General features: G+C 40.7%; 18 protein-coding genes. 9 read left to right on the forward strand and 9 right to left on the reverse strand.

Annotated elements, in window-relative coordinates; all coding sequences use genetic code 11:
* Positions 1-101 precede the first annotated feature (101 nt).
* The 4 genes from I595_RS09100 to I595_RS09115 form a co-directional block, all read right to left on the reverse strand.
* Positions 102-656 (reverse strand): DUF6515 family protein, encoded by a 555-nt coding sequence (locus I595_RS09100; protein ID WP_054559132.1) that lies wholly within the window; start codon positions 654-656, stop codon positions 102-104.
* A gap of 64 nt (positions 657-720) precedes the next feature.
* Positions 721-2,595, reverse strand: coding sequence for a membrane protein insertase YidC (gene yidC / locus I595_RS09105; protein ID WP_054559133.1), 1,875 nt, complete (start codon positions 2,593-2,595; stop codon positions 721-723).
* Between the two features lie 63 nt (positions 2,596-2,658).
* On the reverse strand, positions 2,659-4,296 hold the full coding sequence (locus I595_RS09110; protein ID WP_054559134.1) for a CTP synthase: 1,638 nt from the start codon (positions 4,294-4,296) through the stop codon (positions 2,659-2,661).
* Between the two features lie 54 nt (positions 4,297-4,350).
* Complete coding sequence (locus tag I595_RS09115) at positions 4,351-4,587, reverse strand: DUF3820 family protein (protein ID WP_054559135.1); 237 nt, start codon at positions 4,585-4,587, stop codon at positions 4,351-4,353.
* 42 nt (positions 4,588-4,629) lie between these two features.
* Between I595_RS09115 and I595_RS09120 the strand changes: the two genes are divergently transcribed.
* Positions 4,630-5,490 carry a hydroxypyruvate isomerase family protein gene (locus I595_RS09120; protein WP_054559430.1) on the forward strand — a complete coding sequence of 287 codons (861 nt, stop codon included), beginning with the start codon at positions 4,630-4,632 and terminating at the stop codon, positions 5,488-5,490.
* Here the strand turns inward: I595_RS09120 and I595_RS09125 are convergent.
* The 4 genes from I595_RS09125 to guaA are packed head-to-tail and all read right to left on the reverse strand — an operon-like array spanning position 5,487 to position 10,117.
* Positions 5,487-6,035 (reverse strand): DUF922 domain-containing protein, encoded by a 549-nt coding sequence (locus tag I595_RS09125; RefSeq protein ID WP_054559136.1) that lies wholly within the window; start codon positions 6,033-6,035, stop codon positions 5,487-5,489. The two genes, I595_RS09120 and I595_RS09125, sit on opposite strands and share 4 nt — an antisense overlap.
* Positions 6,029-6,427, reverse strand: a complete 399-nt coding sequence (locus I595_RS09130) for an OsmC family protein (RefSeq protein ID WP_054559137.1) — start codon at positions 6,425-6,427, stop codon at positions 6,029-6,031. The genes I595_RS09125 and I595_RS09130 overlap by 7 nt, the downstream gene beginning before the upstream one ends.
* 1 nt (position 6,428) lies before the next feature.
* Positions 6,429-8,585 carry a LysM peptidoglycan-binding domain-containing protein gene (locus tag I595_RS09135; protein WP_157449712.1) on the reverse strand — a complete coding sequence of 719 codons (2,157 nt, stop codon included), beginning with the start codon at positions 8,583-8,585 and terminating at the stop codon, positions 6,429-6,431.
* Complete coding sequence (gene guaA, locus I595_RS09140) at positions 8,585-10,117, reverse strand: glutamine-hydrolyzing GMP synthase (protein ID WP_054559431.1); 1,533 nt, start codon at positions 10,115-10,117, stop codon at positions 8,585-8,587. The genes I595_RS09135 and guaA overlap by 1 nt, the downstream gene beginning before the upstream one ends.
* A gap of 183 nt (positions 10,118-10,300) precedes the next feature.
* On the opposite strand from guaA, the gene pgmB reads away from it, so the two are divergent.
* From pgmB to I595_RS09170, 6 genes are all read left to right on the forward strand, one after another.
* The gene (gene pgmB / locus I595_RS09145) at positions 10,301-10,960 is read left to right on the forward strand and encodes a beta-phosphoglucomutase (RefSeq protein ID WP_054559139.1); all 660 of its coding nucleotides are present in this window, start codon (positions 10,301-10,303) and stop codon (positions 10,958-10,960) included.
* A gap of 122 nt (positions 10,961-11,082) precedes the next feature.
* Positions 11,083-12,957, forward strand: a complete 1,875-nt coding sequence (locus I595_RS09150; protein WP_054559140.1) for a tetratricopeptide repeat protein — start codon at positions 11,083-11,085, stop codon at positions 12,955-12,957.
* A 225-nt stretch (positions 12,958-13,182) separates the two neighbouring features.
* A complete protein-coding gene (locus I595_RS09155; RefSeq protein ID WP_157449713.1) occupies positions 13,183-15,243 on the forward strand; it encodes a thiol-activated cytolysin family protein in 2,061 nt (686 codons plus the stop codon).
* Between the two features lie 485 nt (positions 15,244-15,728).
* Positions 15,729-18,173, forward strand: coding sequence for a TonB-dependent receptor (locus I595_RS09160; protein ID WP_245628258.1), 2,445 nt, complete (start codon positions 15,729-15,731; stop codon positions 18,171-18,173).
* Positions 18,174-18,175: 2 nt separating this feature from the next.
* Positions 18,176-19,069 carry a DUF4249 family protein gene (locus I595_RS09165; RefSeq protein WP_054559143.1) on the forward strand — a complete coding sequence of 298 codons (894 nt, stop codon included), beginning with the start codon at positions 18,176-18,178 and terminating at the stop codon, positions 19,067-19,069.
* A 190-nt stretch (positions 19,070-19,259) separates the two neighbouring features.
* Complete coding sequence (locus tag I595_RS09170) at positions 19,260-19,802, forward strand: pyridoxamine 5'-phosphate oxidase family protein (RefSeq protein ID WP_054559432.1); 543 nt, start codon at positions 19,260-19,262, stop codon at positions 19,800-19,802.
* On the opposite strand, the gene bshC is transcribed toward I595_RS09170, so the two are convergent.
* The gene (gene bshC / locus I595_RS09175; RefSeq protein ID WP_054559144.1) at positions 19,791-21,392 is read right to left on the reverse strand and encodes a bacillithiol biosynthesis cysteine-adding enzyme BshC; all 1,602 of its coding nucleotides are present in this window, start codon (positions 21,390-21,392) and stop codon (positions 19,791-19,793) included. The genes I595_RS09170 and bshC overlap by 12 nt on opposite strands.
* A 324-nt stretch (positions 21,393-21,716) precedes the next feature.
* Here bshC and I595_RS09180 point away from each other — a divergent pair, with 324 nt between their 5' ends.
* Entirely contained in the window at positions 21,717-24,167 is a 2,451-nt protein-coding gene (locus tag I595_RS09180; protein WP_054559145.1) for a M14 family metallopeptidase, read from the forward strand.
* A gap of 248 nt (positions 24,168-24,415) precedes the next feature.
* Positions 24,416-25,696: a carboxypeptidase-like regulatory domain-containing protein gene (locus I595_RS09185; RefSeq protein ID WP_054559433.1), complete on the forward strand. Its 1,281-nt coding sequence runs from the start codon at positions 24,416-24,418 to the stop codon at positions 25,694-25,696.

A 25,696-nucleotide genomic window follows, 5' to 3' on the forward strand; every position in this document is an offset into this window, starting at 1 on the left:
TCTATTTGGTTGCATCTTTGGAGTCCCGAATCTTTCCAAACTATACCTATAATGGTTGAAACTTCCCCGCCTCCCAGCGGGGTTGTTTTATTTAAAACGGCTCACTCCTCCTCTTCCAATACATCAATAATTTCATAACCGTCCTCAACGGCTTTATAAACGGCATTATTAAGTTCATAAGCACTTATACCATCAAAATTAATTTCAGTGGCATCCTCAGGAAGTTCCTGCAAAGTTGCTCCTACAGGCGCATCCGTAACTTCATAGCCATCTTCCACCCGTTGATAAAAAACACCTTGTGCGTAATGATAATTTCTATTTCGCACGGTAAGGGCTATAGCAGCCGTTGGCAACATACGGAGCCTAAATCCCCTAGGAGGAAATGCTCGTGCATAAACACGGCCACGCGGAACATAGAACATGCCCCTAACGGGATAGTAAGACACATTACGATAAAGAATGGCTTTGGTGTTGGCAGGTAGGCGACGTAATGTTCGGCGGGCAACCCTTCTGGTTTTTCTGCGTATTTTGCGTTTTACCTTTCTTTTTTTTACGGTGGACACTCTAGGCCGTTCCACCACTTGCGCCTCTAAGGTTTCTGTTGGCAATGCAAAGACAAACAACAACAATGCAATTAATAACTTTAGGTTTTTCATAACTATTGATATTTAACAATAGTTATAAGACCACTACATCACCAAAAGGTTTAATATGAGACTGCTAACGTTTGCCCAGCTTCTTCTGTTCTTCCGCCTGCTCCATCATTTCGCGCATCTTTCTCTGAAACTTGTTCTCTTTCTTTGGCTTCTTTTTATTCTCTTGGATTTGGGCATGGATTTTATCCTCATCCAGAATGTAGTTCTTGATAGCCAACATGATAAAAATGGTAATCAAATTGGAAACAAAATAATACAAACTCAATCCACTGGCGTAGTTATTAAAAAATACCAGCATCATCAGTGGCGATAGGTACATGATAAACTTCATGTTTGGCATACCCGGCTGTTGCTGCATTTGCATACTTTGCCCCGTGGTCATCATCATGTAAAAGAAGATGGCAATGGATGCCAGAATTGGAAATAGGCTCACATGGTCCCCGTAAAAAGGTATATTAAACGGAAGGTTGAAAATGGTATCATAGGAACTTAAATCCTCCGCCCATAAAAATGGTTTCTGACGCAGGGCGAACGAGGTGGGAAAGAACATAAACAGCGCGTAAAATATAGGTAATTGCAGCAGGGCGGGAATACAACCGCTCATTGGGCTTACCCCTGCTTTATTATATAATTTCATGGTTTCTTGCTGCTTCTTCATGGCGTTATCTTTTAAACGCTCATTAATTTCCGTAATCTCTGGCTTAAGCACCTTCATCTTGGCTTGGGAGAGATAAGACTTATACGTCACCGGGGATAAGGCCAATCTAACAATAATGGTCATTATGATAATGGCAATACCATAAGGTAAGAATCCACTTAAAAAGGAATAAAATGGGGTAAAAATGTATCGGTTGATCCAACCAAATATGCCCCAACCAAAATAAATGGTCTCCTCAAGGTCATACTCTTCGTACTTGCTGAGCACGGCAACATCTGTTGGTCCGTAATACCAATTTAAGTTCTCACTTAACTCGCCACCTTCCAATTCCAGTGGAACAACACTAGAAAAGTTTTTGGTAAAAATCGTTTCCTTGTCATCATCCTCTACTAGATTTTTAGATGACAATGTCGCCGTTTTAAAGTTTTTCTTGGTCGCCAAAATAGCGGTGAAGAAATGCTGTTTGTAGGAAATCCACCTCACGTCTTCCTCCACCTCTTCATCATCGCTGCCGGCGGAAAGATAATCTACCTTACCACCTTCATAGTTATACATGGTTTCCGTATACCTATTTTCATAAGTGACGCTTTTACTGTTTCGGAAGCCTTTTAATTGCCAATTGAGCGTCACCGGCTTTGTGGCATTGACTACACCATTTAGTCCTTGGGACCTCACCGTAAAATCCAAAAAATACTCCTTTGGCCTCATCTCGTAACGAAACTCCAAAAACTGGTTGGCAGCGGTTTTGGCCTTCATGGACAAAACTTGATTTTCCCCTTTGCTACTCAAGCTGGGCTCAAAGTAAAGGTCTTGGGTATTGAGCGCCCTATTATCACTGGTGGTAAAGCTTAAACCAAAAGACGCATTACCGTCCTTGACCAAATAAATGGGTATGGAATCATGGTTTACAAAAGGTTTTGTCTTTGCCGTAATGATCTGCCCGCCCTTATTGGCTATTTCCAAATACAAAACATCATTTTCCAAGACGGTATTTCCATTGGATACTTGGGTAAAACCAAAAGCACCCACGGCATTTTTATAGGATGCCACCGCGGTGGAGTCCCCGGTATTTAGCGGAGTGGCCTGGACGGGCGCTTGTGGCGTAGTTGTAGGTTGCTTCTCCACATCTGTGGCATTGTCATTGGAGACCTGTTCCTGTGCCGCCTTTTCTGCCTCCAGTTCCTCGGGTGTGGGTTGTTTTAGATACATCCATCCCAACAGGATACCAAAAATCAATACGAAACCTATGATGGAATTAATATCCAGCTTCTTCTCTTCCATGAATACTGTTTAAAGTCTTTTGAATACCACTATGATGGGCAAATATATCTCCAAAAGTGGAGTTTATGCCAAACTGGCACTAGTTTGTTCTTGTTTATGGATTAAGGCCGCTTTGATAAACCCTACAAACAAAGGGTGTGGATTGGCAACCGTGCTTTTATATTCTGGATGGTATTGTACGCCTATGAACCAAGGATGGGCGGGTAATTCCACAATTTCCACCAAACCGGTCGCCGCGTTATGGCCAGTAGCCATTAGTCCAGCTTGCTCCAGTGCCTCTTTAAATTCATTATTAAATTCAAAACGATGCCTATGGCGCTCAGAAATTTGCGCAGCGCCCCCGTATACTTTTTGCACTAAACTACCATCTTCCAACTCACAGTCCCAAGCGCCAAGACGCATGGTACCACCCTTATTCGTCACGGATTTTTGTTCCTCCATTAGACTGATGACAGGGTACGGCGTTTGCTCATCCATTTCAGTGGAGCCGGCATCTTGTAAACCAAGGACATTTCTGGCGTACTCAATGACGGCCATTTGCATTCCCAAACAAATGCCCAAAAACGGGATAAGATGTTCCCTGGCATAGCGTACCGCAATAATTTTACCTTCTATTCCACGCTCTCCAAAACCGGGGGCAACCAAAATACCGTTAAGTCCCTTAAGGGCATCTTCCACATTAGTTTGGTTGATATGTTCTGAATGAATGGATTTTACGGTAACCTTTACCTCATTGGCCGCTCCCGCATGTATAAACGACTCTAAAATGGATTTATAAGAATCTTGTAATTCCACGTATTTACCTATCAAGCCAACCGTTACCTCACCCTTTGGGTTCTTATGCCTACTCAGGAACTCTTTCCAGTTGGATAAATCGGTTTTGTTGGTATCCGGCAATTGTAACTTCCGTAAGGTAACCGTATCCAGGCCCTCTTGCTGCATGAGCAAAGGAACATCATAAATCGTTGAAGCATCAATAGACTGTATAACGGCTTCTTTTCTTACATTACAGAACAAGGCCAGTTTATCTTTGATATCATCGGAAATATGATGCTCAGTTCTGCACACCAAGATATCTGCCTTAATTCCACTTTCCATTAAGGTTTTAACGGAATGTTGCGTGGGCTTGGTCTTTAATTCACCTGCTGCGGCAAGAAAGGGCACTAAGGTTAAATGAATAACGATACCATTACCATCACCCAGTTCCCATAACAACTGACGGACCGATTCTATGTACGGGAGTGATTCTATATCACCTACCGTACCGCCAATTTCCGTAATTACGATATCATAATCGCCGCTATTGCCCAAAAGCTGTATGCGTTCTTTGATTTCATTGGTAATATGGGGCACTACTTGAACGGTTTTTCCCAAAAACTCCCCCTTACGCTCTTTTTCAATAACACTCTGATAGATACGTCCGGTGGTCACATTGTTATCTTGTGAGGTGGGCACATTTAAAAAACGCTCGTAATGGCCCAAATCCAAATCGGTTTCCGCACCGTCATCGGTCACATAACACTCACCATGTTCATAGGGATTTAGCGTACCTGGGTCTACATTGATATACGGATCTAATTTTTGGATGGTAGTCTTGTATCCCCTAGCCTGTAAAAGCTTTGCCAAAGAAGCTGCGATGATACCCTTACCTAGCGAAGATGTTACGCCTCCCGTAACAAAAATGTACTTAGTTTGTGACATGGTTTGTTCTACTGTTACGGGGCGTAAAGTTAAAAATTTAACAGCACCTTTGGGTCAATCTATCGGAAATTCTTTTTGAAGTTTCCAGATTAACGGCTCCAACCCGTTTGATTTGATATCTAGCGTGGTTTCCAAATACCTTCCCAACTTACCGGCCGGAAATCCTTTTTGTTTAAACCAAACCAAATAGGCAATGGGCAAATTTACCAAGTACGAACCTTTGTATTTTCCAAAGGGCATTTTGTAGTGTGCCAACTCTAACAACTTCCGCTTATCTGGGTGTATTTCCATTTGAGCCCCTAAAATACTATCTTTCCCATGGAAACCTTTATTATGAAAAGAAGAAATTTCATTACTACCGCAACAGTTGCCGGAGCCGGTGTGATCACCAACCCAGTGATGGGCAACAGCTCCAAACCCAAAGAATTTAAACTAAAGCACAACATCAACCATAGCGTTTGCCAGTGGTGTTTTAATGAGTATCCGTTGGAGGACTTTTTAAAAATACTGAATCAACTGGGTATTAAGGCCATTGATTTAATTGGTCCTAAGGATTGGCCACTCCTAAAGAAGTACGATATTGAGTGTTCTATGTGCAATGGCGCAGAAATTAGCCTGACCGAAGGCTGGAACAACCCTAAATACCATGAAACCCTGATCAAAAACTACACGGATATCATCCCCAAGGTGGCAGAGGCCGGCTTTACCAACCTCATTTGTTTTAGTGGCAACCGCAATGGTATGAACGATTATGTTGGGCTTCAAAACTGTGTTGATGGCCTAAGGCAAATCATTCCCTTGGCAGAAAAGCACGGGGTTGTACTACAAATGGAACTCTTTAACCAGGTAAACCATCCAGACTATATGTGTGATAGTTCTATTTGGGGGGTTGAATTATGCAAACATCTAGGAAGTGAGAACTTTAAACTGCTTTTTGACATCTACCATATGCAAATCCAGGAAGGGGATATCATAAGGAGCATACAGAACTACCATCCTTATTTTGGACACTACCACACTGCCGGTGTTCCCGGAAGACATGAAATTGATGAGAGCCAAGAACTCTATTACCCGGCTATCATAAAAGCCATCCATGAAACGGGATTTAAGGGGCATATTGCCCAAGAATTTATTGCGACCTGGGATGATAAAATTGAAGCCTTAAAAGATGCCTTTCTCCGTTGTGACGTTTAATTTACAACATTGGCCGTGCGCTCCAAGGCGGCTTTAATTCTTTGGTTCCATTGCATTTGCGCTTTGGGATTTCTTGAAAAATTTGTTTCCCAATCATATTGGTCCTGAACGTCAGAAAGCTCTTTTAAAATTCGTTTATATATTTTTTTTACTTCGCTTTTAACATTTTCCGTGAAAGTGGTTTTCCGCAACTCAATTCGCATTTTACGGGCGTAGAGCTCAGTTATGTCAAAATGCAATTGTTCATGGCTAAGAATAAGGCTATCACATACTTCTGGTTTGTACCAAGAAGCGTTAGGGTAAAAATAAGCGTTTACCTCAAAATCCAGCTGCACCTCATGGTGCAATAAATTGGCGCTGTACGAATAACTAATCCCGCTTGCCGTTGTAGCGGCAGGTACGGAGGCCACGGGCACTTTCCCTTTAAATTGTGACCAAGAAAGTCTTTGTTCCGGATGCCACAATAAATAATCTTCCATGCCCTGTGAAAAAACAACAGCACTGGCAAGAATTAAAAATCCACTTAAAATAAGGGTTCTTACCAATGAAACACAATTACTTTTTCGATATCGGGATGTAGGCTATAATGCACGGGGCATGATTTTGCGGCGCGCTCTAGGACAATTTGGTGTTTTGCAGCAATGTCCTTAGGCATGTAAAATTGTATGTCTATTTTGGAAATACGTCTGGGTTCTGCGGCCATATGCTTGGTAACATTTGCCTTTGCACCTTTTAAATCTACCTCTAAATCTTTGGCCTTGATTCCCATAATGGTCAACATACAGCTGGCCAACCCAGCTGCAATGGTATCCGTAGGGGAAAATGCTTGGCCCAATCCTTGGTTATCCACTGGAGCATCGGTTATAAACGCTGCACCGGAGGCCAAATGCGTATTACTAGTTCTTAAATTACCCGTGTAAACAACCGTCGACGTCATACTAGTTAATTTCCTTTATTCTTAAATCTTCATATTGCAATAGGTAAGTCGCCCTGTTGTAATAGCCGGTAATCCTATCATTTTTATAATTGAAACTACTCCCGTTGTAATTGGTTTCCCCTACAGTTTCTTCTGCTTTAAACAAGTTCTTCCGGTAGGCTAGTTTTAAAAGGATATCAAACGTTAAATCAAATCCGCGCACTGCCAACCTATCGGGCTCGTGCCCATATTTTCTTTGGTAGGCCCTCACAAATCCGTTGCTATCCGCAGCTTTAAAATAGGATGGGAAGGTAAAGTTTAGATTGGACAAATGAGGTTTGTTAATTTCTTCCTCTTCAAAAGCACGATTATAATCCGTGGTGAACATTTTCACCTTAATGTTATCCCCTTCTTCAATGTTGCCAATTGAGGCATTTAAAATAGAGGTGACACTGGAAATTAAATTGGCTTGGTCTGTTTCCACAAAAACCCAATTTTCCTCCCTTTCGGATAACATTGCTTGAAAATCAATTAAATGCAACGAGCCGTCTTTGGCCATTTTGGCGGGACGTGCCGTAGGGAACATGGCCAAAATAGAGTCCTTTTCCTCCTTGTGTTTCCAATCAGCAATCACCACAATATTCTCAGTGGTATGTTTTCCCTTTAAATACGTTAACAATTTATCCCTTAGGACGGCCTGGTCCGGTCTCGTGTAAAACACATTTTCATGACTTACTTTGCCCCGCGCCGCTATGGGCGCAACAACGGGGATATTGAATTTAGCCGCCCTAACAGCTACTTCATCCAGTAGATTAGGGTCTATGGGCCCTATAATGGCGTCTATTTTTTGCAGCTCAACGTTGTTTAGTGTATTTTGCAGATGCGTAAGGTTACGCCGGGTATCCAACACGGCAACATCAACAGAAACACCTAGCTTCTTTATAGAATCCAAGGCCACCATGGCCCCTGTATAAATACCGGCAGCATAACTAACCCCCCCCAGCTTCTCTACCTGCGCTATCGCTTTTTGAGGATTTGTAAATTGAATGTCTGGAATACGAAAAGGCAACAAAAAGAGCAAATTTGGTTTGTTTTCCACATTAATGCTGTCCAACAAATTAATCTTATCAAGAACCAAAGCGTTCTTTACCTCCAAATTAGACTCTTTAACCTTGGGCAACTTTAGGACCATGCCGGCCTTAAGCCCATTCTCCAATGCGGGATTCAAGGCAAAAAGGGAATCCCTGCTAATGTTCAGATTCTGGGTTAACCTAAAAATATTCTGCTTGGGCTTAACTTCGTAAAAAATATAATTATCCGTGTTCACGGTCTTGGACGCCGCATTTTGTTTTGGCAAACGCAGTACCATCCCCTCTTTTAACCCCCCAATCTCTTTTATTTCTGGATTCAAGTTCATTACGGAATCCACCGATATGCCGTAATTCTGACTAATCCTAAAGAGACCCATAGCTTTGGGAACGGTAAAAGATTCATAAATTACAACCGTCTGTTCCCTTAAACTATCGCCCTTTGGCCGTGGCAAGAATAGCTCTTGACCAGCGGCCAAATAACTATTTCCCTTGGATAGCGATGGATTAAGACTGGTTAAACTGTCTACAGTAATTCCATATTTGTGCGCTATACTCCATCTGGTCTCCTTAGGTTGTACAATGTAGGTTTCCATGTCCAATTCCCGCTCGTCTGGCAATTCAATTTTTGGATACTGTGGAATTTGCAAGACCATGCCTTTATCCAATTCCTTGGCGTATAGTTCTTTATTGTATCGCTTTAATTGCTCTTCCGTAATATTGTACTTTTTACAAATCCCGTATTTGGTTTCCCTCCTTTTTACCTTGTGCTTTTTAAATCCTATGGGTTCGGTAATGACAGACTCTTTTTGACCCTTTGGATTAAGGTCCTTATTGGCGTTTACAGGAGCTTGAACCAAACCTCCAACGGGTATCACCAAAATAGTGTTGGGCTTAATAGCGTCAGAATTTTTTATTTCGGTATTTTGCTGCAAGATTGCGTAAGGGGTTACTTGGTATAGTTTGGCTATGCTTGTTAAGGTTTCCCCTTCCTTAACTTGATGCGTCTTATATTCCGTTTGGCTCAGAGCCAAAAAAGAGCTCAGTAAGAAAATCACCACCAAAACAGCAGCGTTAGTACACTTTTTCATTATTCCCATTCTATGGTTGCAGGGGGTTTAGAGCTGATGTCGTAGACTACCCTATTTACTCCCTTTACTTTATTAATGATATCGTTGGATACCTTCTGCAAAAATTCATAGGGTAAATTTACCCAATCTGCCGTCATCCCATCAGTACTTTCCACAGCTCTTAGGGCAACACATTTTTCATACGTACGCTCATCTCCCATAACCCCTACACTATTTACGGGCAAAAGCATGGCTCCGGCCTGCCAAACCTTATCATAAAGTCCATTTTTTTTAAGGCCCTCAATAAAAATAGCGTCAACCTCTTGCAATATTCTCACTTTTTCAGCGGTGATATCACCAAGGATTCGGATACCCAGGCCCGGTCCGGGAAAAGGATGTCTGCCCAATATTTCGGGAGCCATATCCAAGTTTTTCCCTACGCGCCGCACCTCATCCTTAAATAACAATTGTAATGGTTCCACAATTTTTAATTTCATATAATCTGGAAGCCCGCCTACGTTGTGATGGCTTTTTATCACCGCAGATGGCCCACCGCTGGCGGAAACCGATTCGATCCTGTCCGGATAAATGGTCCCCTGTGCCAACCAAGTAGCATTTTCCACTTGGTGGGATTCATCATCAAAAACCTCTATAAATACCCGGCCTATGATTTTTCTTTTGGTCTCTGGATCGGACTCCCCTTTCAAAGCTTCCAAAAAACGTGCCGAAGCATCTACCCCCTTAACGTTAAGCCCCATTCCCTGATACTGTTCCAGCACTTGTGAAAACTCATTTTTTCTGAGCAGTCCATTGTTCACAAAAATACAATGGAGCTGCTCCCCAATGGCCTTGTGCAATAACATGGCCGCAACACTGGAATCCACACCACCGGAAAGCCCTAAGATGACTTTCTCTTTTCCTATTTGTTGTTTAAGCTCCGCCACGGTGGTCTCTATAAAAGCATCCGGCGTCCAGTCCTGTTTTAGTCCTGCAATATTGACCAAAAAATTCTCCAGTAATTGACTTCCATCCGTGGAATGGTATACCTCCGGATGAAATTGTATTCCGTAGGTATCCTCACCTTCCAAACGAAAAGCAGCGTTTTCCACATCCGTTGTGCTTGCCAAGAGAACCCCATTGGACGGCAATTGCTTAATGGTATCACTATGGCTCATCCACACCTGGCTGTTTAAATGCACATTTGCTAAAAACGGCTCATTGTCCCGTACCATGGATAAATTGGCACGGCCATACTCCCTCGTTGCGGACGGTGCCACGTTACCCCCATTAAAATGGGCCAAATACTGTGCCCCGTAGCAAATGGCCAATAGTGGCTTTTTTCCCTTAATGTCTGCCAAGTTGGGATGTGGTGCATCCGCAGCCCTTACGGAATAAGGGGAACCTGAAAGGATAACCGCCTGAAACGCACTGAGGTCTTCCGGTAAGTTATTGTAAGGTTTTATCTCCGAATAAATATTGAGTTCCCGCACACGCCTAGCGATCAACTGTGTATATTGGGACCCAAAGTCTAGAATTAGGACTTTATTTTGCATGGCCAAAAATAGTAATTTGGCGGCGTTCAAAAAGTATAGCACAGACAATAATTTTTAAGTGTTTTACTTAATAACAACAATTTTGAGGTAAACCCGCTACAGCTTTTCCGTTTCCTAGGTGGTAACCAAATGAAATAATATCTTTGACGACCAACAAATAGAATTTTTAGACCGTTACAATACATGATTAAAGGATTTATTTTTGACTTGGATGGTGTCATCACCGATACCGCAGAACTTCATTTTTTAGCCTGGAAAAAACTTGCGGACAAAATGCAGTGGGCATTTGATAGGGAAGTAAATGAAGAGCTGAGGGGTGTTTCCAGGATGGACTCTTTACAAATCATCAAAAACCACAACAAGGCCAATGTTGCCCATGAAAAACTAATGGAATTGGCGGCAATGAAAAATGATTTGTACGTTGAAAGCTTGGAAACCCTTACCCCAAATGATTACCTATCTGGTGCAAAGGAACTTTTGGTCCATTTACGTAAAGAAGGTTTTAAGGTGGCCTTGGGTAGTGCCAGTAAGAACTCCAGTAAAGTGTTGCGGCAATTGGATGCCATGAAATATTTTGATGTCATAGGTGATGGGAACAGTGTATCAAAAAGTAAGCCTGCACCGGACATTTTCCTATTTGGGGCCAAAAAATTAGGTCTTAAACCCCAAGAATGTGTGGTCTATGAAGATGCAGAAGCCGGTGTTGATGCCGCCAAGGCCGGTGGTTTTTACTCGGTGGGTATCGGTCCCGCAGAAAGGGTCGGCCATGCCGATATTCGGTTTAATACCATGAAAGAAGCAACCCTGTTCGCAGTAAAGTCGCATTTCGCAGATTTGTTTTAAGAAACCTCTCAGCCCTACCAAAAAAACTTCAAGATACTAACTTGGTGCATTTTCCTACCTAAATCTTTGACTTACAAAATATTGGTTTTAATCCTTAACTTTCGGGAAAAAACCAACACCACATGAAGCAATTCCTTCTCCCAGTTTTGGGATTATCTCTTTTCCATATTGCAATCTCTAATGGTCAAAACATCAAATACTCCAAAGAACATGATAGTCTTTTAAAAATTTACCATACCATTCCGAATGATACGGCCAAAGCATCGCTTTTAGGAAAACTACACCTTTCTGTTTTATACAGCGATATTGAATTGGCCAAAAAATATGCTTTGGAACAATTGCAGCTTTCCACTAAATTAAACTATGTCAAACGAGTTGCTTTTGCCAATTACAACATTGGAGGCTATTATAAAAATGTTGGTCAAAAAGACTCAGCAAGGTATTATTTTGAAAAAGCAAAACGTATTTTTTTGACCAGTGACTATCCAAGAGGAGAAGTTATCGCTAACAATGCTTTGGCCATTCTTGAATTGGCAGAAGGAAATGCAGATCGGGCCCTTGAAATGATAAACGAAAATATCAAAAGGCGAATCTCGATGGAAGATTCCGTGGGTTTAGCCAAAGAATACAACTTTAAGGGTGGTATTTATGAACATAAGGGCAACTTTCAATTAGCATATCAATATGTATTGAAAGCATTGGAAATTTATAAAAAAAAAGACCAACCACTTGACAAAGCCGATGCCCTTTACGTTTTATCCTCACTAGAAAGCGGATTTGAAAATTTTGAAAAGTCCAAAGAATATTCCTTAGAAGCACTCTCAATTTATAAAGCACAAGGAGATTCCTTTTACGAGGCGCTTTTAACAGTAGGTATAGGTCAAGATTATTATAATCTGGAAGCGTATGAAGATGCGAAAAACTATCTTTTAAATGGTCTCGAAAAAGCTAAAATCATTAAATCACCGGTAATTGAAGGAATGGCCTTAAGGAATTTGGGAAGAACCTATATCAAACTCGGTAAGGTTGATGAAGGAATAAGGCATCTCAAATCTGCAGTTAAATTAAATGAAGATAATGACAGACCTTTAGCCTTATTACGAACGCTTAACAATATAAGCGAAGCTTACAATGAAATTGGAAATCCAGATAGAGCTATTTCATACATGAATAGGGCCGTTAGACTATCAGATTCCGTTGAGGCGCCTACCTTACTGGCTGCTGCCTTTGAAATCCGTTCAAAAGCCTGGAAACAAAAAAAAGAATATCAAAACGCCTTAGAAGATTATGAAAGATTTAAATTCTTGGAAGATAGCATCTTTACCGTAAAAAAAAATAAACAAATAGAAGAATTACGCACCATTTACGAAACAGAAAAAAAAGAGCAACAAATTGCCAAACAAGAACAAGCAATTGACTTATTGGAAGAAAAAGCCAAAGTGAGTTACCTTCAAAAATTGTTATTAGGAGGTAGTATTGGATTTTTGTTGCTTCTTTTAGGTTTTGGTTATTATGGCTTCCGGCAAAAGATTAGAAGAAATCGACTTGAAAAAGAAAAGTTAGATGCAGAGCTAGCTTTCAAAAAGAAAGAACTCACCACCCATGCCCTTCATTTGGCCAAAAAGAACGAGGTCTTGGAAAGCCTCAAACAAAAAGCCGAAGAATTCAAAGAAAAAGAGGAATCAAAAAAAGGATACCAACAGTTGATAAAGACCATTAATTTTGATTTACAAAACGATAACAATTGGGAAAACTTTGCTCGCTATTTTGAAGAAGTTCACAAAGATTTCAACGGTAATGTAAAGGCAAAATACCCTCAGGTCACCTCAAATGAACTGCGGTTATTGGCACTTTTAAAAATGAATTTATCGTCAAAAGAAATTGCCAATATCCTTAATATTTCACCCGAGGGCATCAAAAAAGCACGTTATCGCCTTCGTAAAAAATTAGATATTACCACGGAGGACTCTTTACAAGATTTAGTACTAAGTCTTTAATACAAAGGGTTTCAAAGCCTGTCCACCCATTGTCCCGCTTTTATTTTTAAGGTGTCCACCCATTGTCCACCCCACTTTTTTACTTCCTCTAAACCAGCACTTTATGTTTGTGTTGTCATTAAGTTGACAAAAACGTTTTGTGGTGTCTTGTTCGGCTTAGGGCTGCAGACCAAACCCGGGCAGGAACACACAAAGCAACCAAGTTCAACCCACAAAACAAATACAATGAAAACAAGTTTTAAACGCATCAACCTAGTCTTAGGGATTTTTTTAAGTATTCTATGCATCACTTATATAAGTTGTAGTACGGATGAAACACCCAACCCGCCTGAAATGATTGATACTGATAAGGATGGTATCATTGACGCAAACGATGATTGCCCTACTGAAGCAGGTCCAGAAAGCAATAGCGGCTGCCCAAACGACTTTAGCGGCACCAATGCTCTAGCGGCCGTGGTGGCCAGTGGCAATGATTTCGAAAATTTTCCTTCGAATACCACAGAAACAGAAATTCCAGGAACAGAGACCACCCAAAATGAGGATTATGAACGTAAGGAAAGTGCAGACGGTGATATTATTGAGCAACGTTGGATATGTACCGAGAAAGAAGTAGATATTACAGGCGGCACACAAACCTTCCCGCTATACAATACGAATGCCTCGGTAATTTGGCCAGGAAATCTTTTACAAGGTAAGACTTTGGATAATGCAACACCCCAAGATATTACGGTTAAAAGAGCAGGCGGGAAAATAACCTATAATCTTGTAACCGGAAATCCCCAAGCTACCGTAGAGGTTGATGTCGTTGATCAAGGAACTGTTCAGCAAGCTATGAATGACGTCATTGCCCAAAACGGAGATATTACCCCTGCGAATTTTACACTAGATGTAGTTGCCATAAACTCTAGGGAAGAACTGGCATTGGAAATGGGGTTAAAAGTATCTACCCTGACTACAAAGGTAAGTGGTGACTTTTCTTTGGATACCAGTTCAGAAGTCAGTAGTGTTTTGGTAAAATTGACACAACAGTATTACACGATGAGCTATGTAAAACCAACAAGCTTGGATGAAGTTTTTGATCCAAGTGTAACACCGGAACAACTTGCAACCTTTATACAACCTGATAATGCTGGAACTTTTATATCATCAGTAACTTACGGAAGAATTTTCTACATGCTTTATGAGTCTACGGCTTCGGCACAAGATATGGAAGCGGCCCTAAAAGGTTCTTACAATGCTGTAGCTGGAAAAGCCAGTGCAAGCGTGGATATAGAGTCGTTACGTGAATATAACAATCTTAATGTAAAGGTCATCGCCTATGGGGGAGACTCGCAAGGTACCCTAAACGCTGTTGGCGCCACCTTTGGTGGTGAAGATGCTGTTGATAACTTACAAGATATCGTAGAACGCTTGGCGGAATCAAGTGATATTGCAGGCGGATTGCCATTATCCTATGTTGTGAACAGTCTGGAAAATCCGAGTCAAGTAGTGAGTACAAATTTAGCTACAAGGTATACCGTGAAGACCTGTGAACTTAAAGGCGTACTTCCACCCCAAACATATCAGCCGCTTTTGGATTTATTCTCTGATGACGAAGATGGAGGTGGCATAGGTGCCATGGTTCAGGTTTCAAGAAGCAATGTTCTAATTTTCAATAAAATGGGTGACAAATACGCTTGGTACAACGGGGCAACAGCCAGTATTAAGGGTATTTTTGGAATCAAAGAAGAGAATTCACCTCTTGGCGTAGTTCCGTTCGACAAAATTGGAGCAGCAACGCAATTATCCGATAGTAGAATTTACTTTTTTGACGAAACAGGATTGAATGCCTTGCGATTCAGTTATGACAAAACTGACAGTGGGTTAGGCACAAACGGTGAAGCACCAACCGAACCCATAGGTACCTTCTTGGATACTAAAGAAGATCCGTTTTCAGTAATTAGCGAATTTGGTGATAGTGGTAATTTTCCTTTTGTTAATAACGGGTTTGAAGCCGGAGTAAGAGTGGGCGTGGGAACTCTCGCTTTTTTTGGAAAACCAGGAGATGAGTATGCTTTATACACCACTGCAACAGGTGCTTGGCAAAATCCACTGGACTCAGAAACCTGGTATAGTAACCGCCCAAATCAAAGAGGAACATTATTTGAAAGGGTTGGGGCTGCAGCTTTTATTGAGTTTTCCGATAGTACCGGAAGATGGCTTTTGGCCAATGAAGAAGGGAATGAAATTATGGAGTATCAAAGTACGCCCGTTAGAACATTTGATGGACCATGGGTAATTAATTAAGTTTAGTTTGAATTAGTTGCAAGAGAAAAGCCCCTGAAAAAATCAGGGGCTTTTTGTTTTTTTGCCCTCCACTATTCTAAAACAGAAATTAGTTTTTACCCAATAGCAAACTGCCAACAATCTGTACGGAATTTTTGATTTTAAGGGTACTTCAACCCCTACACCTAACTAACGGAACGGTAACGCAGCAATATTCCATTTAATCACCTTGGCTTCACATAACTCAACCGCGAGAATAAGAATCTCCATAATACGGAATCATAATCAGAAATCACTCCTTACTTTTAAAGGAAAACCCAAACAAGTATATACCTTTTCTTATCCTAGTTCATGATTTCAAAAAAAGTGTTCAGGTTTCTCCGTAAAGTAAAAAGGTACCATATAAGAAGAGGAAGTTAATTTAGCTGCCTACCTAAGTTTAAGACCAACGCATGAGGTGGAATTAATAATTGTGCGTAAATTCAATCTATCATTAATCTTTTTTTTTGACTTTATCCTTTAAACCATCCCTTAGTAATTTACTTTACCACTTACAGCTATTGGTGGTCATCGTTTCTTTTTTTAACCCTGTCTATGGTCATGCAATGGACTTACCACCCCCAACCCCTTATTTAAGATCCCAAGAGTTTACCATTAGCGGTTACGTCACAGAAAATGGAAGCGCAGAGTTGTTATTGGGCGTATCCGTATACGTTCAAGAACTTAAATTGGGTACGGTGAGCAACGACTATGGTTTTTATTCCCTCACCCTTCCTGCGGGCAGGCACACCCTGATCATCTCCTACATTGGCTATAAAACGCAAAAGTTAATGGTAGAACTTAGCGGGGATATCTCGCAGGATATTGTCTTGGAACCTACAACGGAACAATTGGATGAAGTGACCGTAACCTCGGGCAGTAGGCAGCAAGAAAGTAAAATCACACAAATGAGTACCATGAAAATGGACCCAGAAATTGTGGAGAACGTCCCGGCATTATTGGGTGAAAAGGATGTCTTAAAGACCCTTCAGCTTTTACCTGGCATTAGCGGGGGGACAGAAGGTAGTGCCGGCTTTTTTGTGCGTGGTGGTACTCCAGACCAAAACTTGATTATTTTGGACGATGCCGTGGTGTACAACAGCAACCATTTATTTGGATTTTTCTCTGTGTTCAATGGTGATGCCATCAAATCCGTTGAAGCCTTCAAAGGTGGCTTCCCAGCACGTTTTGGCGGCAGGTTATCTTCAGTAATAAAAATAGACATGAAAGATGGCAACAAAGAAAAAATTACCGGTAAGGCCAATATTGGGTTAATTTCTTCCTCCTTTATATTGGAGGGGCCCATAAACCAAGGAAAAACATCGTTTGTGCTGAGTGGAAGACGAACCTATGCCGATATTTTAGCACAGCCATTTCTCCCTGACGACGTGAATGCAGGATATTTTTTTGCTGACCTCAACGTAAAAGTGCACCATATATTTAATGATAAGAACAGATTGTATTGGAGTACCTATTACGGCCAGGACAAATTTTATAGCAATGAGGAATTTTCAGATGGGGACACCTTTGATGCAAAGGTTGGATGGGGAAACATCACCTCTACCCTAAGATGGAACCACAAGTTCAATAACAAGTTTTTTGCCAACAGCTCGCTTATTTTTAGCAATTACAATTTCAGGGTCTCTTTGGACGATCGGTTTGATGATGATATTAGTATTTTTAAGTCCAGCTCTGGCATCAATGATTACAGCGTAAAGACAGATTTTAATTATTACCCCAATCCAAACCATAGCATACGCTTTGGTTTACTTGGCACGCTTCACAACTTTAACCCCCAGCGTTTGTTGATAGAAGACCCCTTTATTGACAACCAAGACACTACCCAAGAACTTAACTCTTTTGAGGGGGCCGCCTATATTGAAGATGACTGGAGGGTCACAGAAAAGTTCAGGGTTTCGGCAGGGTTTCGGTTAAGTTATTTTAAGCAAAACCGAACCACCTACCTAAATCCTGAGCCAAGGCTTGGGCTTTCTTGGAACGTACATCCAGATTTGGCCATTAAAGCCTCCTATGCCAATATGAACCAGTATGTGCATCTACTTTCCAGTTCCGGTATTGGATTGCCCACAGACCTCTGGGTTTCAGCCACGGATAACGTAAAACCACAAAGGGCAAATCAATTCGCCTTTGGCATCGCAAAAGACTTTACGGACAATCAGTATTCCCTTAGTCTAGAGGGATATTATAAAACAATGGATGACATCATTGAATACAGGGAAGGGGCTTCTTTTTTGGTTTTTGATGATTTGGAGAGTGCCAAAGAAGTAGCTTGGGAAGATAATATTACCGCCGGTCGTGGCTGGTCTTATGGGGCAGAACTCCTTCTTAGAAAAAAGCAAGGCCCTTTTACGGGCTGGTTGGGCTATACCTTATCTTGGTCACAACGCCAATTTGATGAGCTAAATTTAGGAAAGCGTTTTAATGCCAGGTATGATAGAAGACACGATATTTCTTTAGTAGGTATTTATAAACCTTCAAAAAAGGTTACCCTCTCCGCTAATTGGGTATACTCTTCCGGAATAAATTTTACATTGCCTACCGTCTCTCGCTTGCCCACACAGACCAACTTGCCCATCAATGATTTTTTTAACGATTTTTTGTTTGACTTTAATACCGATTTTAGTAATCAAAGAAATAATTTTAGGGGAGAAGCCACCCATAGATTTGATTTGGGTGTTCAGTTTCATAAGCAGAAGAAGTGGGGCCAGAGAACTTGGGGCATTTCTATATACAACGCCTATGCAAGAAGAAACCCTTTCTTTTATTTTACGGAAAGCAACAACATAGATTTGGATAATGATGAAAGTCCGGACATCAACAGACAAGAATTAAACCGAGTTGCATTCTTGGTTTTTGTCCCTTCCATAAACTATACCTTTAAATTCAATTGATTATGTTAAGACGATTGTTTTACCTTCTATCTGGATTTGTATTGCTTACAGGCTGTATCGACGTTGTGGAAACTGACATTATAGAGATTGAAGAAAAAGTATACATCAGTAGTTTCATTTCCCCAGAGAATGATAGCTTAACCGTAAATATTTCCAGAACCTTACCTGCCCTAGGTCTTGAATTTGACCTAAATGTACCCGATGATAATATCATGCAATTCTTGATTCGTGATGCTGATGTGCGAGTTTTTGACAGTTCTGGAAACTCGGTTTTTCTGCCCTTTCAAGAGAACAACCTTAAGTACAGCCAAAGCGCCAACGAGTTCCCTATTCTTCCTGGTGAGACCTATGAGCTTGAGGTGTTGATTGACGGCAGGGTGTATACGGCTTCTTGTACCATTCCAATGGGTAATGTGGAAGCTATTCAGGAAGAAATCAATATAATGGATAATGAATTTGGTGGTAGGGAGTATACCCTTAACTTTGGTTTTAACGATATTCTCAATGGCGATAACTTTTACTACCTAGGAGCCTTTCTTAACATAGATGATGAATTTGACCCAAGAAGGGAACTATTTTTTGACTTAGAGGCCTACCAAACCGATGTCCTTGGGGATGGAACACCCCTCTCCGCATCAAGTAATTTTTTTCCAGTTTTTGACTTTGATGTTGAAAATGATAGTGTCTTTCTAGTGGAACAAGAATTGGTACTGCAAGTGATTAATGCGGAAGAATCCCTTTATCAGCTCCTACGAAACCGCTACTTAAACGATTTAAATGAGTTTAATCCATTTATTGAGCTGGCCATTGAACCCAACAATATAAATGGTAATGGTGGTACAGGTCTATTTGCAGGATATCGGTATTTTGAAAAACGGATACCACTTGCAGAGTGAACCAAAAAAACAAAAGCCCCGGGAACCACTCCGGGGCTTTTAAAATAAAATCAAAACCAACCTAAACACATGAATTTAATAATCCATTGTATAAAAAGTTTTTACCCTTTTCAGAGCAATTTGTATATAAAACAACCGTAAACCAAAATACCCTACCTAGATTTCAACTATTTTTATAAAAAAATTGAAATTGAAAGAATTAATCCTACAACAAATTAAAAGTGAACTAGTTAACGGTAGTGTAAAAAAAGGGCATCCTTTCCGGTATTTCACCTTGGGAACCCTAAACCAAGACAAACCGTCGCTAAGGACGGTGGTACTTAGGAAAACCTACCCGGATTTAAATCTGCTTTTTTATACCGATAAAAGATCTTCAAAAATCCAACAAATTCAAAACAATGCGCATGTCACCGCCCTCTTTTACCATCCCAAAAAGCTATTACAAATTCAAATAAGGGCAAAAGCCAAGGTATTGGATAATCCAATGGAAATCAGGCAACATTGGAACAACGTTTCTCCCAAGGCCAAAAAAGATTATACCACGGTATTGCCTCCTGGAATTGAAATTGAAAACCCTGAAAATGTGGAGTATTTGGAGGATGATCACCATTTTTGCATGGTGGAACTTATTCCGTTGGAAATAGAGTACTTGCGTTTACAACGCCCTAACCACGTACGTATGCTATTTAACAAAAATGGTGATGACTGGAACGGAACCTTTTTAAATCCTTAAAACAAGAAACTGGTTTGCCAGAGGAGCTATATGTTTGCTAAGTTCTACGATTGGATTTTGGCCCAGCCGCACATATATCTCCGAAAAATTGAGCTGCCTTTCTTGCAGCGAATGATTGGGGAACAGCTGGTTCTGTAGCTCAGTTAACCGTACTACATGATCTTTTAATTTTTGTTTTTGGGCCTTTAACAATCGTTTTTCTAAAACATCAAGTCCGTTTTTTTGTTTTACTTCCTGTGCTTTTACGGCATTTAAAAAGGTAACGTCCGTCTGTTTTGCTAGCTCATATAAGGCTTCAAACTGTTGTTCCAAATGCTTTTTTTGTTCAGAAAAATCGATATCAATATTGGAAACTTCCCGTATCTTTTTATTGATTAAGGAAGATTGCTTTAAAAACAGGTCTGGGATTGTCAGACCTAATTTTGCTACTTTTTTAGCTTGTTTTTCATCTACCAACAATAGGGAACTACGCAAAAGTAACATAGGGAAAGATACCCTTAAATGGTTAAAATACTGTTTTAATTCCAACCAATAGGCAAGTTCCCCGCCACCTCCTATATAACAGAGATTGGGTAGTATTACCTCCTGATACAAAGGTCTTGCAATTACATTGGGCGAAAAACGCTCAGGAAATTGCCTTAGTTCTTTCTCTAGCTCTTGCCTGGAGAACTTTAGGTCTGTATCCTTTACCATATACGTCCCATTTTTTTCTACAATACGCTCCCTTAATCCGTCCCTCAAATAAAAATAGTTGATTTCCCTAGGGTTTACCTGTATCTTATAATCGTCGGAAAGTGCTGTAAGCGACCTTATAGTTTCCGTTACATATTTGTAAGGCGTATGCTCAAAAATATCCTTCTGGATATAGGGGATAAGTAATTGCTTTAAACGTGAATCATCACCATCTATGATGACCAAGCCTTGGTTTCCAAAGAGTTCGTTGACCAACCATCTGGATGCCGCGGTCAATGTTTTGTGCTGGACATAAGCTGTTCTAAACAACCGTTTAATCTCGTTGGCTGCATCCGTATTCCCCAAAGCTTCTGAAAATACCTTAAAAACGTGATCTAGGCCTTCTGTGGGCAGCCTTCCTACTGCTCCCTTTTTAACTTGGTTCCATTGCACTTTTTTACCTTGAAAATTAAAGTAGTTGATTTCCTCAAAGTCATGATCCTCGGAAGCCATCCAATACACGGGAATAAAATGCTGCTCTGGATACCGTTCCTTTAACTCCTTTGTTAACTTGATGGTGTCAATGATTTTGTACAAAAAGTAAAGTGGCCCGGTAAAGAGATTTAATTGGTGTCCCGTAGTAATGGTAAAAGAATCTGGAGTTCGCAGAAGGTCCAGGTTAAGGCTTGTTTGTTTGCTTAGCTGGACCCCCGCATATTGCAGTTGTAAGGCATCAACCAATACAGAACGGCTCGCTTGGTTATAGTTAGCTCTTTTTTCCTCTATTTGACCTTTAAAGTTGTCCAAGGAGGGAAAACGATTGTAAAAATTGGCAAGGGACGGTTTTTCCTCCAAATAGTCACAAATCAGTTTGGAAAAGTACCCTGTTGCCCTGTAGGGAATGTACGCTTTGTGCATAGGTTTTAAAAAGATTCTAAATATAACACTCTTCCAACATCCATTAGCTAAAATACCGTTAATCTAGAAAAGCTAATTGGTTTAACCTCCCTAGGGACTTAAAAAAAGGAGGTGTTTATGGCAAGAAAACCGATGTTAAGACAGCCATAACTTTCCATCCATGAGCCTACTAAAGAACATAAAATTTATCATTAGCTTTGATAAGCTGATGGCAGACCAAAGGTGCGCTGCGTATTATGATGGAATGAAACGATAAGATGCCACCTGAATTAAGCCGAACATACATAGAATTAAACCAATACGTTGACCAAAACCATAGCATCCATGAACCGATTTCTACTGATTGTATTTTTATCGTTTACTTTTTCCCAAGCCCAAAACATTTCTTCCCCAGATGAATTTTTGGGTTATGAACTGGGAACGGAATTTACCAGACATCATGAAGTGGTGGACTATTATCGGCATTTGGCAGCGCAAGACCCGGAACGCGTCCAACTTCTGGAATATGGGCAAACCAATGAAAGAAGGCCATTACTACTAGCTTTTATAAGCGCTAGGGAAAACATACAAAACCTGGAGCAAATTAGAAAGGCACATGTAAAGGCTACCGAGGGCGGTGAACCGGCGGGCAAAGCTATTGTTTGGTTGAGCTATAATGTACACGGCAATGAAAGCGTGAGTACAGAAGCTTCCATGCTTACCATTTATGACCTCTTGACCAAAAAAGCGGAATTTTTGGAAAACACCGTGGTCATTATAGACCCCTGTATTAACCCTGATGGCCGTGACCGATACAGTAATTGGTACAACCAATACAAGAATAGCCCACACCAAGTAGACCCCAATAGCAAGGAACACCATGAGGGTTGGTGGTCCGGTAGGAGCAATCACTATATGTTTGACTTAAACAGGGACTGGGCCTGGCTTACTCAGGTAGAGAGCCAACAAAGATTAAAGGTGTACAACAAATGGTTGCCCCATATCCACGCAGATTTTCACGAGCAAGGAGTTAACAACCCTTATTTTTTTGCCCCAGCGGCGGAACCATATCATGAGGTAATTACTCCATTTCAGCGGGATTTCCAGAAAACCATTGGTAAAAATCATGCAAAATACTTTGATAAAAATGGTTGGTTTTATTTTACGAAAGAGGTATTCGACCTGTTTTACCCCAGTTACGGTGACACCTACCCCACCTATAACGGAGCCATTGGCATGACCTACGAGCAAGGTGGTAGCGGGCGCGCCGGCCTTGGCATTATAACGGCCAATGGTGATACACTTACCTTAAAGGACCGTATTTCCCACCACTACACTACAGGAATTTCCACGGTGGAGGTAGCCTCTAAAAATGCAATAACATTAAATGAGGAATTCAAAAAGTTTTATGAGCGTAAAGATTTTAACTATAAAAATTATGTACTAAAAGGGAACCCAGACCATCTAAAATCACTTGGGAAACTACTATCACAACATGAAATATCATACGGCTTTGTTCCAGAAAAAACCACTGTTAAAGGCCTTATGTACAGTTCTGGACAGAATGGTACGTTGACGGCAGATAACAATACTATGGTAGTCTCCACCCAACAGAAGAAAGGGACCATGGTCAAAGTGCTTTTTGAGCCAAACGCAAAATTAAGCGATTCCCTTACCTATGACATTACGGCATGGTCCTTACCCTATGCCTATGGTTTAAATGCTGTGGCCACCTCGGCAAATGTGCCCGTAGTGCCATCTTTACAAAAAGAAAAAACTACCAAAAACCTTAAAAAGGATTTTTATGGTTTTGTGACCGATTGGAATAGCTTGGAGGATGTAAAATTCCTAAGCCATTTATTACAGCAAAAAGTAAGGGTAAGAACTTCCTATGCCCCATTTACGATAGCTGGCAAATCCTTTAAACCTGGAAGTCTCATCATTACCGCCGCAGATAACCCACAAGTAAAGGACCTTGATGCTGTATTAAACCAAGCCAAAGACAGGTTCCAAAAAGAGCTGACAGAGGTAAGCTCAGGATTTGTGGATAGCGGCAAGGATTTTGGCTCTCGCTATGTACAAATGATCAAATCTCCTAAAATTGCGGTATTATCAGGCGAACCTACCTCTACACTTAGATTCGGGGAAATTTGGCACTTCTTTGAACAACAAATCAATTTCCCCATTACCGTCTTGGACTCTGGTTATTTTGATCGCATCAACTTAGCTTCCTATGACATTTTAATACTACCCGATGGCCGATATGGAAACCATTTCAATGAAACCAGATTAAAAAACCTAAAAAAATGGGTGGCCAATGGTGGAAAATTAATTGCTATGGGCAATGCCATTAAGGGGATAGCTGGAGAACACGGTTTTAAGATAAAAACAAAGAAAAAGGAAAAAGACAGCACCGCTTCAAAACTAAGAGTTCATAAAAATGGGCAACGAGAGGCCATGAAAAATGCCATAACAGGGGCTATTTTTAAGGCTAAGGTAGACCATACCCATCCGCTGGCGTATGGATATGGTACGGACTACTACTCGTTAAAATTAGGAAACTCCAGTTTTGAATATTTGGATAGTGGCAATGCCGTTTACTTGGAAACCAATACTGCCCCGGTATCGGGATTTGCGGGTGGCCTGGCGCAAAAGGCCATAGCCAACACATTGATATTTGGTGCGGAAAACCATGGACGGGGCCAAATAGTATATATGGTAGACAATCCATTGTTTAGGGGGTTTTGGGAAAATGGAAAGCTCTTTTTTGCCAATGCACTTTTTATGGTGAATTAACAAATCCCTGAATTAGGGATTTTGCCAAGAAATCAAATAGAAAAGGATAGGTGATACCGTGATTTTATTTTCGCTGTTTAAACAGAAAAACCCATTAGGTCTACATCCATAGAACATTTTACCTTAGAAACTTTGCAAACTATTAAAGCGCCTGGCTGGACAGCCAACAAGCACCGGGTTTATTTGCCAAGGCTTTAACACTTATATATGCTTATTTGTAGTAATTTTAAATTACAAATATGTTTGCCATGAAAACAATCCAATTACACCGCGTAACACTTGTTGTCCTTGTTCTATTTGTGAGTATGGTTGCACTGGGACAAGAAGAGTATAAAAGCTATGAGGGACAGCTAAACGATGCTGACACCAAAAAAGCCTTATCCCTTGCCTCCATTACCGTGAAAGGGACCAATATTAGTACGATTACCAATGCCGAAGGTGATTTCCTACTCAAGGTACCGGCAGAAATCAGTGATGCTATGGTCGTATTTTCTTATCTGGGGTATGAGACCAAAAATATGCCCCTTAAGGACTTGAAACCAAAAGGAAATAAAATCCAACTCAACATTTCAATAACAGCCCTGTCCGAGGTAAGTATCGATGCTCCCCAAAACCCAAGAAGATTGGTAGAGGAAGTTTTGGAGACCAAAGGGCAAAAATATGTGAGTGACCCCACACTAATGACGGCTTTCTATAGGGAAACGATTAAAAAAAGGAAACGGAACGTATCATTATCAGAGGCTGTTGTCAATATTTATAAAGCTCCTTACAGCACGCTTAAAAACGATGCCATAAAGTTGTATAAGGCAAGAAAAAGTACAGATTACTCCAAACTGGATACCGTTGCCTTAAAGTTACAAGGAGGGCCATTTAATGCACTTTATGTGGACATTATGAAATATCCAGAATATATTTTTACAGAAGAGTCCTTGGACAACTATAACTTCACATTTTCCAATTCCACCTACATCAACAATAGGCTTATTTACGTCATTGCCTTTAACCAGCTAGATGAGATTATCAATCCTTTATACCAAGGTAAACTTTACATTGATGCAAAAAGTAAGACCTTAACAAGCGCTGTCTATGAGCTTAACATTACAGATAGGGACTTGGCAGCACAATTATTTGTGAGAAAAAAACCAAACAATGTACAGGTTTGGCCTACTGAAGTGGCCTACCGTGTAGATTATAGAAATAGTGACAACAAGTGGTATTATAGTTACAGTAATGTATTGATGGAGTTTAAAGTGAATTGGAAGAACAAATTGTTTAATTCCGTCTACAGCATGGCAGCAGAAATGGCAGTGACGGACTGGGAGGTAAACAAAGACGAAAAGAGCCCTAAATTTAGGGACCGTTTAAAGAAATCCATTATCCTGAATGATGAAGCGGTAGGATTTAGCGACCCGGAGTTTTGGGGAGAATACAATATTATTGAGCCAGAGAAATCCATTGAGTCGGCCATTAAGAAAATTCAAAGACAGTTGAAAAAATCAACCCCATCAAACGGTACTGCTATGCCTTAA

Origin of the sequence: Croceitalea dokdonensis DOKDO 023 (assembly GCF_001306415.1) — a bacterium.
GTDB lineage: Bacteria > Bacteroidota > Bacteroidia > Flavobacteriales > Flavobacteriaceae > Croceitalea > Croceitalea dokdonensis.

Bases quoted from the DNA above. Each gene is read 5' to 3' on its own strand.
- I595_RS09100 (WP_054559132.1), bottom strand. From the start codon at position 656: ATGAAAAACCTAAAGTTATTAATTGCATTGTTGTTGTTTGTCTTTGCA.
- yidC (WP_054559133.1), bottom strand. From the start codon at position 2,595: ATGGAAGAGAAGAAGCTGGATATTAATTCCATCATAGGTTTCGTATTG.
- I595_RS09110 (WP_054559134.1), bottom strand. From the start codon at position 4,296: ATGTCACAAACTAAGTACATTTTTGTTACGGGAGGCGTAACATCTTCG.
- I595_RS09115 (WP_054559135.1), bottom strand. From the start codon at position 4,587: ATGGAAATACACCCAGATAAGCGGAAGTTGTTAGAGTTGGCACACTAC.
- I595_RS09120 (WP_054559430.1), top strand. From the start codon at position 4,630: ATGAAAAGAAGAAATTTCATTACTACCGCAACAGTTGCCGGAGCCGGT.
- I595_RS09130 (WP_054559137.1), bottom strand. From the start codon at position 6,427: ATGACGTCGACGGTTGTTTACACGGGTAATTTAAGAACTAGTAATACG.
- I595_RS09135 (WP_157449712.1), bottom strand. From the start codon at position 8,585: ATGAAAAAGTGTACTAACGCTGCTGTTTTGGTGGTGATTTTCTTACTG.
- guaA (WP_054559431.1), bottom strand. From the start codon at position 10,117: ATGCAAAATAAAGTCCTAATTCTAGACTTTGGGTCCCAATATACACAG.
- pgmB (WP_054559139.1), top strand. From the start codon at position 10,301: ATGATTAAAGGATTTATTTTTGACTTGGATGGTGTCATCACCGATACC.
- I595_RS09150 (WP_054559140.1), top strand. From the start codon at position 11,083: ATGAAGCAATTCCTTCTCCCAGTTTTGGGATTATCTCTTTTCCATATT.
- I595_RS09155 (WP_157449713.1), top strand. From the start codon at position 13,183: ATGAAAACAAGTTTTAAACGCATCAACCTAGTCTTAGGGATTTTTTTA.
- I595_RS09165 (WP_054559143.1), top strand. From the start codon at position 18,176: ATGTTAAGACGATTGTTTTACCTTCTATCTGGATTTGTATTGCTTACA.
- bshC (WP_054559144.1), bottom strand. From the start codon at position 21,392: ATGCACAAAGCGTACATTCCCTACAGGGCAACAGGGTACTTTTCCAAA.
- I595_RS09180 (WP_054559145.1), top strand. From the start codon at position 21,717: ATGAACCGATTTCTACTGATTGTATTTTTATCGTTTACTTTTTCCCAA.
- I595_RS09185 (WP_054559433.1), top strand. From the start codon at position 24,416: ATGAAAACAATCCAATTACACCGCGTAACACTTGTTGTCCTTGTTCTA.